General features: G+C 71.1%; 13 protein-coding genes. 5 read left to right on the top strand and 8 right to left on the bottom strand.

Annotation, left to right across the window (positions count from 1 at the left end):
* Positions 1 to 47 precede the first annotated feature (47 nt).
* Positions 48 to 800 carry an IclR family transcriptional regulator gene (locus tag OG439_RS11060; RefSeq protein WP_326949290.1) on the top strand — a complete coding sequence of 251 codons (753 nt, stop codon included), beginning with the start codon at positions 48 to 50 and terminating at the stop codon, positions 798 to 800.
* Positions 801 to 809: 9 nt separating this feature from the next.
* On the opposite strand, the gene OG439_RS11065 is transcribed toward OG439_RS11060, so the two are convergent.
* Positions 810 to 1,370, bottom strand: a complete 561-nt coding sequence (locus tag OG439_RS11065; protein WP_326949291.1) for a TetR/AcrR family transcriptional regulator — start codon at positions 1,368 to 1,370, stop codon at positions 810 to 812.
* 62 nt (positions 1,371 to 1,432) lie between these two features.
* Between OG439_RS11065 and OG439_RS11070 the strand changes: the two genes are divergently transcribed.
* From OG439_RS11070 to OG439_RS11080, 3 genes are all read left to right on the top strand, one after another.
* Positions 1,433 to 2,389: an SDR family NAD(P)-dependent oxidoreductase gene (locus tag OG439_RS11070; protein WP_326949292.1), complete on the top strand. Its 957-nt coding sequence runs from the start codon at positions 1,433 to 1,435 to the stop codon at positions 2,387 to 2,389.
* Between the two features lie 84 nt (positions 2,390 to 2,473).
* Complete coding sequence (gene cmtR / locus OG439_RS11075; protein WP_326949293.1) at positions 2,474 to 2,809, top strand: Cd(II)/Pb(II)-sensing metalloregulatory transcriptional regulator CmtR; 336 nt, start codon at positions 2,474 to 2,476, stop codon at positions 2,807 to 2,809.
* Positions 2,806 to 3,498 (top strand): cation transporter, encoded by a 693-nt coding sequence (locus OG439_RS11080; RefSeq protein ID WP_326949294.1) that lies wholly within the window; start codon positions 2,806 to 2,808, stop codon positions 3,496 to 3,498. Before cmtR ends, OG439_RS11080 begins: the two co-directional genes overlap by 4 nt.
* A gap of 102 nt (positions 3,499 to 3,600) precedes the next feature.
* On the opposite strand, the gene OG439_RS11085 is transcribed toward OG439_RS11080, so the two are convergent.
* Complete coding sequence (locus OG439_RS11085) at positions 3,601 to 5,514, bottom strand: LamG-like jellyroll fold domain-containing protein (protein WP_326949295.1); 1,914 nt, start codon at positions 5,512 to 5,514, stop codon at positions 3,601 to 3,603.
* Between the two features lie 156 nt (positions 5,515 to 5,670).
* Positions 5,671 to 6,372 (bottom strand): TetR/AcrR family transcriptional regulator, encoded by a 702-nt coding sequence (locus tag OG439_RS11090; protein ID WP_326949296.1) that lies wholly within the window; start codon positions 6,370 to 6,372, stop codon positions 5,671 to 5,673.
* Positions 6,373 to 6,465: 93 nt separating this feature from the next.
* On the opposite strand from OG439_RS11090, the gene OG439_RS11095 reads away from it, so the two are divergent.
* Positions 6,466 to 7,590, top strand: a complete 1,125-nt coding sequence (locus OG439_RS11095) for an FAD-dependent oxidoreductase (protein WP_326949297.1) — start codon at positions 6,466 to 6,468, stop codon at positions 7,588 to 7,590.
* Positions 7,591 to 7,954: 364 nt separating this feature from the next.
* Here the strand turns inward: OG439_RS11095 and OG439_RS11100 are convergent, their stop codons facing one another.
* The 5 genes from OG439_RS11100 to OG439_RS11120 form a co-directional block, all read right to left on the bottom strand.
* A complete protein-coding gene (locus tag OG439_RS11100) occupies positions 7,955 to 8,722 on the bottom strand; it encodes a glycoside hydrolase family 75 protein (protein ID WP_326949298.1) in 768 nt (255 codons plus the stop codon).
* A 139-nt stretch (positions 8,723 to 8,861) separates the two neighbouring features.
* Complete coding sequence (locus tag OG439_RS11105) at positions 8,862 to 10,073, bottom strand: RNA polymerase sigma factor (protein WP_326949300.1); 1,212 nt, start codon at positions 10,071 to 10,073, stop codon at positions 8,862 to 8,864.
* Positions 10,070 to 10,423, bottom strand: coding sequence for a YciI family protein (locus OG439_RS11110; RefSeq protein ID WP_326951526.1), 354 nt, complete (start codon positions 10,421 to 10,423; stop codon positions 10,070 to 10,072). The genes OG439_RS11105 and OG439_RS11110 overlap by 4 nt, the downstream gene beginning before the upstream one ends.
* A 5-nt stretch (positions 10,424 to 10,428) precedes the next feature.
* Positions 10,429 to 11,166 (bottom strand): dihydrofolate reductase family protein, encoded by a 738-nt coding sequence (locus tag OG439_RS11115; protein ID WP_326949301.1) that lies wholly within the window; start codon positions 11,164 to 11,166, stop codon positions 10,429 to 10,431.
* A gap of 135 nt (positions 11,167 to 11,301) precedes the next feature.
* The gene (locus tag OG439_RS11120; protein WP_326949302.1) at positions 11,302 to 11,964 is read right to left on the bottom strand and encodes a TetR/AcrR family transcriptional regulator; all 663 of its coding nucleotides are present in this window, start codon (positions 11,962 to 11,964) and stop codon (positions 11,302 to 11,304) included.
* Positions 11,965 to 12,043 lie beyond the last annotated feature (79 nt).

Raw genomic sequence — 12,043 nt, forward strand, 5'->3', positions numbered from 1 at the left:
TGACAACCGTAGTTGCGCTCCGCGCACGGCCGTCGGACACTGGGCCGATGGCGAACGACAGTCTGACCAGCGTGCACCGGGCGCTCGACGTGCTGCGGACGCTCGGTGCGGGCCCGCTCGGGGTCCAGGCGGTCGCCGAAGCCTTGGCGGCCGAGAAGACCCAGATCTCGCGGACGCTGAAGGTGCTGCTCGAGGAGGGTTTCGCCGAGCGCGACCCGAAAACCCTGGAGTACCGCCTCGGCTGGCAGCTCTACGCGCTCGCCGGCGCGGCCGGCGACGGCCGGCTCCGGCAGGACGCGCCCCGGGCGCTGCGCACGCTGGTCCAGGAGCTGGGGGAAGCGGCGTACCTGACCGTCCGGGAGGGTGACGCGGCCCTCACCGTGCTGAGCGAGCAGGCCGGACGCAGCGTCCAGGCACGCGAGTGGATCGGCCGGGGCACGCCGCTGACCTGCACGTCCAGCGGGCGGGCGCTGCTGTTCGGCTTGGCCGACGCCGAGATCACCACCCTGCTCGCGGCCCGGCCGGGCGCGCTGCCCGGCACCCGCCGGGCCCCGCGGACCGTCGCCGCGGTGCTGAAGCGGCTGCGCGAGGAGCGGGTGGCGGGCCACGTCGTCGCCGCGGAGGAGTACGAGATCGGCCTCACCGCGGTCGCTGCCCCCGTGCTCGACTTCCGCGGCACGCCGCTGGCCGCGGTGAACGTGTCGGTGCCCACCTTCCGGCTCACCGAGGACGGCCTGGCGCGGATCGTGGCGGCGGTGACCGCCACGGCCGCGGACCTGTCGCCCGGCGCCCGGGCGTGAGCCGGGTCGTCACCCGACGAGCAGGCCGACCGCGGTGGTCAAGCGTGCGAGGTACGCCTCCCGCGTCTCGACCTGGTGCTTCAACCCGATCGACACGCTGATCAGCGTCTGCGCGACCGGGACCGCGGCCGCCTGCCCCGACGTCTCGGCGATCGCGTCGGTGACGAGTTCCGCGAAGCGGACCGGGGCGGTCTCGACGATCTCGCCGAGCAGGTCCGGGTTCTGCTCGATGACACTCGTGACGTCCCGGCCCAGCGGCCCGACGTAGCGGCCGGCCCAGCGGTCGAACGCGCCGGCCAGCCGCTCGCGCAACGGCCGATCTGTGGCGGCGAGGAGTGCCTGCGCTGCGGCGAGGTCCTGTTCCAGTGCCCGGGTGAACGCGGCCCGGAACAGCGTTTCCTTCGACTCGAACAAGAAGTACAGGCCCGGCCGAGAAATCCGGGCCGTGCGCGCCAGCTCCTCCATGGACGTCTTGCGGTAGCCGTGGCGGGCGAAGGTGAGCAGCGCCGACCCGAGCACCGCGTCACGACGAGCCGCGGTGCCGACGTTCGACGTCTCGGGGGCGACCATGCGCCGATCCTACGACTCGTAGACTCGCTATACAAGAACTGACTAGTACGTATAGTGGCGCCATGACCACACGTGAACTCATCACCACCCCGTTCTCCGCCACCACCACCGCGGACGAGGTGCTGGCGGGCGTCGACCTCGCCGGGATCCGCGCGATCGTGACCGGGGCGTCCTCCGGCATCGGTGCCGAAACGGCCCGGGTGCTCGCGGCCGCCGGCGCCGAGGTGACCCTCGCCGTCCGGAACATGGCTGCCGGCCACGCCGTCGCCGACGTCATCACCGGCACGACGCGTGTCGCGGCGCTCGATCTCGCCGATCAGGCGGCGGTCCGGCGTTTCGCCGGCGGCTGGGACGGGCCGCTGCACCTGCTCGTCGCCAACGCCGGTGTCGTCACCGGCGGCTTGGAGCGGACGTCGGAAGGCTGGGAGCTGCAGTTCGCGACGAACCACCTCGGCCACTTCGCGCTGGCCACCGGCCTGCACGACGCGCTCGCCCGCGGCGCCGCCGACCGCGGCGAAGCGCGCGTCGTCTCGCTCAGCTCGACCGCGCACATGCGCGCGAACGTCGATTTCGACGACCCGCACTTCGCGCGCCAGGCCTACGACCCGCAGCTCGCGTACGCCCGGTCGAAGACCGCGAACTCCCTGTTCGCCGTCGAAGCGACCCGCCGCTGGGCCGCCGACGGCGTCTTCGCGAACGCCGTCAACCCGGGCGGCATCGCGACCGGGCTGCAGCGGAACTTCACCCCGGCGCAGAAGGCGTCCCTCGACGCGGCCGAAGCCGCCGGCACCTTCACCTACAAGACCGTCGGGCAGGGGGCCGCGACCACCATCGTCGCCGCCGTCGCGCCGCAGTTCGCCCGCACGGGCGGCCACTACCTCGACGACGCCCAGGAGGCGTACACCGTGCCGGACGACGCCACCCTCGCCGACCACCCGCACGGCGTGAAGGAGTGGGCGCTCGACCCGGCCGCCGCGAAGCGCCTGTGGGACGTCTCGACCGAGCTGATCCACGGCTGAGGACGATCGGCGAGCCCGTGCGCCGGCGAGGCGTGGAATCAGCGTCCTTGCTGTCGTGTCAGCCGTGGCTGTACTGTCCGATGCATGCTGACGTGTGAGACGCGGGGGGCGGCGCTGGCCCGGCTGGGGCGCGCACTGGCCGACCCGACGCGGTGCAAGATCCTCGTGTCCCTGCTGGACGGGGCGAACTACCCCGGTCAGCTCGCCAAGGAGCTGGGCCTGAGCCGCTCCAACGTCTCGAACCACCTGGCCTGCTTGCGCGGGTGCGGCCTGGTCGTCGCGACCTACCAGGGGCGTCAGGTCCACTACGGACTGGCGGACGAGCACCTGGCCCGCGCTCTCCGCGAGCTGGTCCAGCTGGTGCTCGCAGTCGATCCCGGGCAGCCCTGCGTGGACGACCACGAGCCGGTGAAGGCATGAGCGGCGACGCCGAACCGCGCGTCGAGCTGCTACCGATCGCGCAAGGCGGCTGCGCCGACGGATGTTGCGCTGTCGAAGCGGCGCCGCAGGTGGACGCCGACCGCCGGGCGGTGCTGTCGCGCCGGGTGCGGCTGCTGGTGGCCGCCACGATCGGCTACAACGTGGCCGAGGCGGTCATCGCGATCTCGGCCGGGTCGGTGGCCTCGTCGACGGCGCTGATCGGGTTCGGGCTCGATTCGGTCATCGAGGTCGCCTCCGCCTCGGCCGTCGCCTGGCAGTTCTCCGGCGCGGATCCGCAGGCGCGCGAACGGACGGCGTTGAAGGTGATCGCGGCGTCGTTCTTCGCGCTCGCCGCGTACGTCACGGTCGAGTCGGTGCGCGCCCTGTTCGGCGCGGAGCCGGCCGGGCATTCCACCGTCGGGATCGTGCTGGCGGCGGTGTCGTTGCTGGTGATGCCGTTCCTGTCCCACGCGCAACGCCGGGCCGGACGCGAGCTGGGCTCGGCGAGCGCGGTCGCGGACTCGAAGCAGACGCTGCTGTGCACCTACCTCTCCGGCGTCCTGCTGCTCGGGCTGCTGGTGAACGCGTTGTTCGGCTGGTCGTGGGCCGATCCGGTCGTGGCCTTGGTGATCGCCGCCGTCGCGCTGCGGGAAGGGCGCGAGGCGTGGCGCGGCGAGCACTGCTGCTGAAACCGTCGTGAATCCCGCTGCCCGCATCCACAGCGCTGCATCCGCGATCGCGGTGACCGGGCCCACCGGCATCCTCCGGTTTCGACCGCGGCTACCGGCGGATCACTTGGTCAGGAACTCGTCCGGCCGCAGTGCCCGGCCGACGATCCGGACGTCGCCGATCCAGCCGTGGAACACGTTGTCGAGCGCGCCGCCGTATTCGTGGCCGCCGAGGAGCCACGCGAGGCCGAGGGAGGCGATGCCGACCGAATCGGTGAAGGGGTTGTCGGCCACGGGGGAGCTTTCGACGTAGACCTTGGTGCGGTGCCCGTCGTTGACGACCGCGAGGTGCCACCACTGGTCTTCGGCCAGGCCGTGGCTCCAGTTGGTGGTCGGGTAGGTCTGGCTGAGCGGGTAGCAGTTGAACTGCACCTCACGACCGTTGTTCGTGGTCATGAGCTGGGCCACCGGCTCCTTCGGGTCGGTGTTCTTCCCGTGCTTGCCCGCGTCGCCGGACGCGCCGCGGCGGACCAGGACGGGCATGTTGCCGTTGGTGCCGCCGTCCCAGTCGCGCGGGATCTTCACGAACGTCTCGATGGTGTAGCCGCGCTTGAACGTCTCGGTGTTCAGCGGCGCGCCCGGGCCCGTGGTCAGGTACGCGCCGTGCAGCGGGCTCCGGCCGCCGGCGAACCGGAGGCTGGCGTGGCCCGGCTGGTCGGGGTGGTGGTCGTCGGTCCAGGTCAGGGCATCGGGGGCGGTGCCGGCGACGGACTGCAGCGTGAGGTCGTTGCCGTGACCCGACAGGTCGCGCACCTGCTGGCCGGCCGTGACGGCGCTGCCGTTCGCGCCGACGCCGTCGAAGCGCCAGTACGCGAGCGTGCCCGGCACGAGCACCCGGCCGGCAGGTCGCGCCGGGCGGACCGGCACGGGGATGAAGCCGGCGAAGCGCCGCTCGAAGTCGAACGGCATCGAGAAGCGGTCGACGGCCGTGGTGAGCCGCGACTCCAGTACCTCCATGCGATTGCGCTTCGCGGGGTCCTTCTCGAGGATCCACGGCGAGACCGTCTCGACGTCGATCGTGTCGCGCTCGAGGTCGAAGTGGTACAGGCGCAGCATGCCGCCGCCGCTCATGTACCGGTTCTGGTAGTTCGTGATGTGCAGGTGCACGTCGTGGCCGGCGGCGTTCTTCTTCGTCGTGCGGCCCGAGGGCCAGTAGTGGCCGTTGAGCGTGAGGAAGATCTGGTCGTTGTCCTTGATCAGCGAGTCCCACACGGTCTGGCCGTAGTCGGTGATCTCGGCGTTGTCCTCGGCGTCGCCCGACTCGTACGGGTAGACCTCGTCGCCGTAGGTCGGCGCGACGATCTCGTGGCAGGTGAGGATCACCGGCAGCTTCGGGTGCTTCTTGATCACGTCGTTGGCCCAGGCGAAGCCGGCGGCCGAGGTGCGCCAGTCCATGGCCAGCAGCAGCCACTCGCGCCCGGCGGCGCGGAAGACGTGCGCGGTGTTGTAGCCGCTCGCGTCGGCGCCGAGGAACGACTTCTGCCGGCGGAACCGCTGCGGGCCCATCGTCTGCAGGTACGGCGTGGTGCCGCGGGTGTCGTCACCGGACACGTCGTGGTTGCCGGCGAGGACGCTGTAGGCGAGGCCGGCCGAGTCGGCCGGCCTGAACGTCTTGTCCACGGCCTGGAACGACGTGACGTCGGCGTCCTGCGTCAGGTCGCCGAGGTGGGCCAGGAAGACGATGTTGCGGTCCGGTGTGCCGCTGTTGGCGATCACGTACCGCAGCGACGCTTCCTGCGGCTCCGGGTTGATGCTGTTCTGGCTGCCCCAGTAGAGGTACTGGGTGTCCGGCATCACCGCGACGGTGAACTGGCGGCTCTCGCCGTCCGGATTCCACCTGCTTTTGTCGGCACTGCCCGCGGTGTCGGCTTCGGCCGGTGCGGCGCCGAGCGCGCCCAGCGCCGTCGCGCCGACGCCGGCCAGCCCCGCGTTCCGCAGGAAGGACCGCCGGTTCGGGCCCGCCGGGTTTTCGCGCATGATCTGCCTCATTCGGTATTGCCGGGGAATTCTTCAGCGACCCGGACGCTATTCCCGTCTGCTTGAGCCGACGCGAACACCAGGTGGCCTGCTCACGTCGGCTCCCTTACGGCGCGACCCTGGAACTGGTGACAATTCCTGTCCTGTCCGGGGAATTCACCCGGATTCGGGCCGCAGGTTGTCCATGAGCAGGCCGAGGGCGAACTCGAAGCGATCGTGTCCGGTACCGGAGATCAGCTCGGCGGCGTGCCGTCGGGTCTGCGGGAATTCCTCGGCGGGCAATGCGGTGAAGCGGTCCAGCAGCTCCTCGTGGCTGAGCACCCATTCCTGGTCCTGGTGCCGGCGTCGTTGCCGGACCAGTGACTGCTCCAGCGCGTAGGCGCTGACGTAGAGGGACATCGCGTCGCGGGCCCAGCCGGCCGGCCTCGGCGCGACGCCGCCCGCGAGCAGGATCGCCAGGATCCCTTCGCCGACCCGCAGCGTTTCCCGGTTGGTCGGCACCGTGGCCAGCGCGGCGCGCGAGACTCCTGGGTAGTCCAGGTACAGGTCGCGGATCTGCGAGTACACGTCGAGCAATTGCCCGCGCCAGGCCGCCGGGTCCGGTTCGGGGAGCACCACCGCGGCGTAGAGCCGGCCGATCAGCAGGTCGTCGATGTCGTCCTTGGTGGTGATGTGCGCGTACAGCGACGACGGACCGGTGCCGAGCACGGCGGCGACCCGGCGGATGGTCAGCGCGTCGTACCCCTCGGTGGCGACGACTTCCAGGGCGGCGTCGGTGATCCGGTCGACGGTGATCGGCTTCTTGCGCGGTGCCTTCGCCGTTGGTCGGGCGCTTCGCGGGCGGGGATCGGCGGGCATGCCGGTCACTATAACTTGACACGAACTAAGTTCGCTAGGTACTACTTGAGAGGTAGACGAACTAAGTTCGTCCCTGAGTTCCGGAGGTGTGTGGTGCGAGTTTCCGTGGTCGGAGCCGGTCTGGGAGGTCTGGCTCTCGCGCAGGGTCTGCGTGGTGCCGGGATCGAGGCCGAGGTGTTCGAGCGCGACCCGGGGATCGTCGCCCGGTTCCAGGGCTACCGGCTCGTACTGAACCCGATCGGGTTCCAGGCGGTGCGCGACTGCCTGCCGGCGCGCTGGCACCCGCTGCTCGACGAGATCGTCATGGACGCCTCGGCCGAGCAGCTGGTCCTGGACCCGCGGCTCAACGAGATCGGCAGGCTCGGCGCGGGCCGGACCGGCATCGTGGTCGACCGGCAGGTGCTGCGGCACCTGTTGCTGACCGGCCTCACCGTGCACGCCGACGCCGCGCTGACCGGCTACGACGTGCTGCCCGGCGGCCAGGTCCGCGCCCGGTTCGCCCACCGCGACCCGGCCACCGCCGACCTGGTCGTCGGCGCGGACGGCGTCACCTCCGCGGTCCGCGGGGTGCTGTCGCCGCAGACCACCCCGACCGACACCGGCGTCCGGTTCGTCATCGGCCGCACCCCGCTGACCGACGAGTTCGCCGGCCTGTCCAAGGCGTACGGCTCGAAGATCGCGGGCGACGGCGTCAGCCTCCTGCTCGGCGCGATGCGGTTCCGCACCCCGCCGAAGCAGGCCGCCGAGCGCCTGGCCCCCGAAGTGACGCTGCCCGACATCGGCGACTACGTGCGCTGGGCCATGATCCTGCCGCCGAACAGCTCGACGGCGGACCTGACCCCGCAGGACGCCGTGCTGTCCAGAATGGACGGTTGGCATCCGCAGCTGCGAGCGCTGATCGAGCAGGCCGACCCGGACAACAGCACGCTGCTGTCCATCCGGGTGGTCAAGCCGGGCGCACGCTGGGCACCAGGCCCGGTCACCCTGCTGGGCGACGCAATCCACGCCACCTCCCCGACGGGAGGCAACGGAGCGAACACCGCCCTACGCGACGCCGACCTGCTACGCCGCAACCTGATCGAGGCAGCCGAAGGCCGTCAGAACCTGCTCGACGCGGTCGACGACTACGAGCGCCAGATGTTCGAGTACGGCGCCGAGGCCGTGCACAGCAGTCTCGAGAAGCTGCCCGCCTTCGCCCCCGAGGCAAAACTGTCCTGAGGCGGCACCACCGCGCACGTATTCTCCTCGTGGCGGGCGGGGCGAACCGATCGGACGGGTGCATGACCGGATACGTCCTGCCGGATATCGACGTCGTGTACCGCGACGGCACCCGGATCACGCTGCGCGCGGCGACGTCGTCACACGGCTCGGTGCCGCTGAAGCGAGAGCCGAGCCGGCAGGCCTGGATCGGCGGTACCGACCGCGACATGGTGGACCTCGTCCCGCACGGACGTAGGCGTGAGCCGCGCTTCGCCGTCCCGGCCTACGCGCTGAACACGCGGACCGCTACGAAAACCGCGACCACCGCCATGTTCGTCTTCCTGGCGGTGGTCACGGTCGACTTTGTTTCCTCGCAAGGACTTCAGATGCCCATGCTGGTGCCGAGGCTGTCCAGGGCCTTCTGGACCAAGGCCTGGGCGTTGGCGTTCAGGCTGGAGTTCGCGCCGTTGACGACCCAGGACGAGCCGGAGAAGATCACCACGGTCACGCCGTTGTCGACGCCGCCCGTGGTGCCGCTGCTGGGGATGCCGAGCGATGAGGCCGCTTTCACCGACGCCTCGCCCAGTTCGCGGGAGTCGTTGTCCGATGTGGTCTGGTCGTTGCCCGTCTGCGTGTCGCCGAAGATCGCGCCGATCACCTTGCTCTTGTAGAACATCAGCGCGAACTGGCGCCCCTTGATGCCGTGCTCCTTGTAGAAGAAGTGCGGGCACGGGCTCTTGCGGTCGTAGCAGTCGTCACCCAGCACGTAGAACGGCACGTGGTGCGCGGCCAGCTGGTCGCCGTTGCTGTCCTGGAAGGTCGTCTCGTCCTGGTGGTCCGGGTCGGAATCGGGGTCGCTGCCGTCGTCGTCGACGGCCAGGGACGAGCTGTAGGCGTAGACGCCCGACGACACCTGGAACACGTTCACGTTCTGCGACCGCGTCATGGTGTTGATGTGGGGCTTGGAGTTGACCTTGTTCGCGGTCGTGCTGTTCTTCTGGACGCCGGCCAGTACTTCGGCGGCCGTGTACGTCTTGTCTACTGAGGCAGGGGAAGCGGTGGCCGCCTCGGCGACCTTGACGCCGAGCGGCGGCGCGATGAGCGTCAGAGCCGCGGCGGCTACCACAGCGAAGCGCTTGCGGGATGACATGAGCGGGGACCCTCCCTGGTTAGTTAGGAAAGTTACCTAACAGAGGAAACCACCTGTGACCCCGATCTCGTGAAAGTTTTACCAACATTTTGGAGAAATGTCCCGGTCTTCGGGGCACGCTCACGACGGCGGGGTGAGGTCACCCCAGCCGTGCGGCGCGGGTCAGGAGGTGCCGCCGCTCGGGTTCGCTGGTGGTGCGCCGGGCCGCCTCGTGGTAGCCGGCGCGGGCCGCGTCGTGGTCGCCGGCCAGCTCCAGCAGGTGGGCCCGCACGGACACGAGGTGGTGGGACGCGGAGATGCGCTCGTCGGCCGAGACGGCGTCGAGCAGGGCCAGCCCGGCCGCGGGTCCGTGCACCTCGGCGACCGCCACCGCCCGGTTGAGGGTCACCGTCGGGTTGGGGGCCACGCGCTCGAGAACCGTGTAGAGGGCCAGGATCTGCGGCCAGTCGGTGGCCGCGGCGGTGGGGGCCTCGTCGTGGACGGCGGCGATGGCGGCCTGCAGCTGGTACGGCCCGATCGGGCCCCGCGACAGGGCGCCGGTCACCAGCGCCACGCCCTCGGCGATGGCCTCGGCGTTCCAGCGCGTCCGGTCCTGCTCGCTCAGCGGCACCAGCGACCCGTCCGGGGCCGTGCGGGCCCGGCGCCTGGCGTCGGTCAGCAGCAGCAAGCCCAGCAGCCCGGCCACTTCGCCGTCGCCGGGGACCAGCCGGTGCAGCTCGCGGGCCAGCCGGATGGCCTCGGCCGTCAGCTCGGCCCGCACCAGCCGCGCCCCCGACGTGGCCGTGTAGCCCTCGTTGAAGACGAGGTAGACCACGTGGAGCACGACGCCGAGCCGCTGCGCCTGCTCGGCCGGCGGCGGCAGGGCGAAGCCGGCGCCGGCGGCCTTGATGCGTTGCTTCGCCCGGCTGATGCGCTGCCCCATGGTCGCCTCGGGCACGAGGAAGGCCCGGGCGATCTCGGCGGTCGACAGACCGCCGACGGCCCGCAGGGTCAGCGCGATCTGCGACGGGGCGGTCAGCACCGGGTGGCAGCACAGGAACAGCAGCGTGAGGGTGTCGTCGCCGGCGCGCACCTCGCCGCCGGCGGGCGGAGGCGGCGTGCGGATCGCGTCCGCCTCCTCCCGCCGGCGCCGGGCGACGTCGCTGCGCACCTGGTCGGCGAGGCGCCGCGTCGCCACCGTCGTCAGCCACGCCCGGGGACTCTCCGGCCACCCCTCGACCGGCCACTGGGTCGTCGCCGCCACCAGGGCCTCCTGGACGGCGTCCTCGCAGGCGTCGAACAGGCCGTAGCGGCGCACCAGCGCACCGAGCACCTCCGGGACCAGCCGCCGGACGGCCTGCCAGTCGGTCACGGCTCGACGTCGGCCTCGTGCATGAGCGGCCGGACCTCGACACCCCAGTGGCGCGCCGACGGGTTGCGGGCCGCGATCTCCAGGGCCCGGTCCAGGCTGTCGCAGTCGAGGATCGTGAAGCTGCCCAGGTACTCCTTGGCCTCGGCGAAGGGGCCGTCGGTCACCACCGGCGTCCCGCCGCTGACCCGGACCATCTTGGAGTTCATCTGGTCGGCCATCCCGTAGGCGCCGACCAGCTCGCCGGACTCGAACAGCTCCTGGTTGAGGGCGTCGGTCTCGCGGATGAGCTCGGCGAGGGCCTCCGCGCCGATCGAGGTGAAGGCTTCCTCGTTGCCGTAGATCAGCAGCATGTACTTCACAGCGCGCTCCTCTGCTCCGGCCGGCCCGGTCCGACCAGCTCGCCGCTGGCCCCGCGATCGTCCAGCACCAGCTTCGACCGCCCGGTGACGGTATAGCGAATATGGGTGACCCCCGGCGTCGCGGCAACCCGGGTCGGGACCAGCTCGATGCCGTCGTCCGCGCCGAGACCGAGACCGGCGCCGAGCAAGTGCTGGCCGTCGCCGAGCAGGACCGGGGCGATGTGCAGCTCGAGCTGGTCGAGCAGCCCGGCGCGCAGCACCTGCTGCAGGAGCTCCCCGCCGCCGGCCACCGCGACGTCCTTGTCGCCGGCGGCGGCGCGGGCCAGCTCGACGGCCCGCTCGAGCCCGTCGGTGACGAACGTGAAGGAGGTGCCGCCCTCGCGTTCGAGCACCTCGCGGGGACGGTGGGTGACGACGAACACCGGCGCGTGGAACGGCGGCTCGTCGCCCCAGGGGAACTCGCCGGCGTCGAACATGCGCCGGCCCATGACGTAGGCCCCGGCCGCGGCGAACGTCTCCTCGATGATCTCCGAGTCGACCGACTGCTCACCGCCGTCGAAGCCCTGTCGCTCGCGCCAGGCCGCGGCGTCGACGACCCAGCGGGTGACCCGGAAGAAGCCGGGCGCTTCGGGGCCCCGCATCCAGCCGCTCATGTCCAGGGGGTGCTGCGTGTCGCGTGGTCCGGTGTAGAAGCCGTCGAGGGATATCGACATCTGCGCGGTCACCTTGGTCATCGTTCGTGCTCCTGCCGTGGTGGCGGCCCTGTTCGGCCGCCGGTGCCCACTGGTCGGAGCCGGCCGTCCGTTCTCGACACGCGCCGGGGAGAAACTTTGGGGGAGAAGTGCCCGCCGGTCGGATCGCGTGCGGGCTCAGCGCGTCGTCAGGTAGCTGACGAGCATGTCGGCGAGCATGCGCCGGTGGTGCTCGCGGTGCGCGGGGTCCAGCATGTCGCGGTCGAAGATGGCGTTGAACGTGTAGCGGTTCGCGGTGCGGAACACGCAGAACGCGCTGATCGTCATGTGCACGTCGAGCGCGTCGACGTCGTCACGGAACTGCCCGGCTTCGCGGCCGCGAGCGAGGATGCGGGTGAGCACGTCGAGGGCCGGGTTGGCCAGGTTGGACAGCGCGCTCGAGCGGGCGATGTGCTCGGCGCGGTGGATGTTCTCGATGCTGACCAGCCGCACGAAGTCCGGGTGGGACTCGTGGTGGTCGAAGGTGAGCCCCGCGAGCTGCCGGATGGCCTCAGCGGGGTCGAGGTGGTCGACGTCGAGGTTCCGCTCGAGGGAGCGGATGACGGTGTAGGCCCGTTCGAGGACCTCGACGAACAGTTGGTCCTTGTTGGTGAAGTAGTAGTAGATCATCCGCTTGGTGGTGCGGGTCTTCGCGGCGATCTCGTCCACCCGCGCGCCGTCGAAGCCCTTTTCGGCGAACTCGCGGGCGGCCGTGTCGAGGATCTCGGCGCGGGTCCGGTCCGCGTCGCGGATGCGTTCGGGCCCGCCTTTCGCCACCTCGTCCTGTGCTGGTGCGGCCACGGACGTCCTTCCTCGCTTCGGCTGGTGTGCCCACTCTAGGACGTCGTGGGGGATCGAAGCCCCTTCACGGCACCGGTGC

The organism is Amycolatopsis sp. NBC_01307 (assembly GCF_035975215.1).
Classification (GTDB): domain Bacteria; phylum Actinomycetota; class Actinomycetes; order Mycobacteriales; family Pseudonocardiaceae; genus Amycolatopsis.

Bases quoted from the DNA above. Each gene is read 5' to 3' on its own strand.
- OG439_RS11110 (WP_326951526.1), bottom strand. From the start codon at position 10,423: ATGCTGCTGATCTACGGCAACGAGGAAGCCTTCACCTCGATCGGCGCG.
- OG439_RS11085 (WP_326949295.1), bottom strand. From the start codon at position 5,514: ATGCGCGAAAACCCGGCGGGCCCGAACCGGCGGTCCTTCCTGCGGAAC.
- OG439_RS11060 (WP_326949290.1), top strand. From the start codon at position 48: ATGGCGAACGACAGTCTGACCAGCGTGCACCGGGCGCTCGACGTGCTG.
- OG439_RS11070 (WP_326949292.1), top strand. From the start codon at position 1,433: ATGACCACACGTGAACTCATCACCACCCCGTTCTCCGCCACCACCACC.
- OG439_RS11080 (WP_326949294.1), top strand. From the start codon at position 2,806: ATGAGCGGCGACGCCGAACCGCGCGTCGAGCTGCTACCGATCGCGCAA.
- OG439_RS11090 (WP_326949296.1), bottom strand. From the start codon at position 6,372: ATGCCCGCCGATCCCCGCCCGCGAAGCGCCCGACCAACGGCGAAGGCA.
- OG439_RS11115 (WP_326949301.1), bottom strand. From the start codon at position 11,166: ATGACCAAGGTGACCGCGCAGATGTCGATATCCCTCGACGGCTTCTAC.
- OG439_RS11065 (WP_326949291.1), bottom strand. From the start codon at position 1,370: ATGGTCGCCCCCGAGACGTCGAACGTCGGCACCGCGGCTCGTCGTGAC.
- cmtR (WP_326949293.1), top strand. From the start codon at position 2,474: ATGCTGACGTGTGAGACGCGGGGGGCGGCGCTGGCCCGGCTGGGGCGC.
- OG439_RS11100 (WP_326949298.1), bottom strand. From the start codon at position 8,722: ATGTCATCCCGCAAGCGCTTCGCTGTGGTAGCCGCCGCGGCTCTGACG.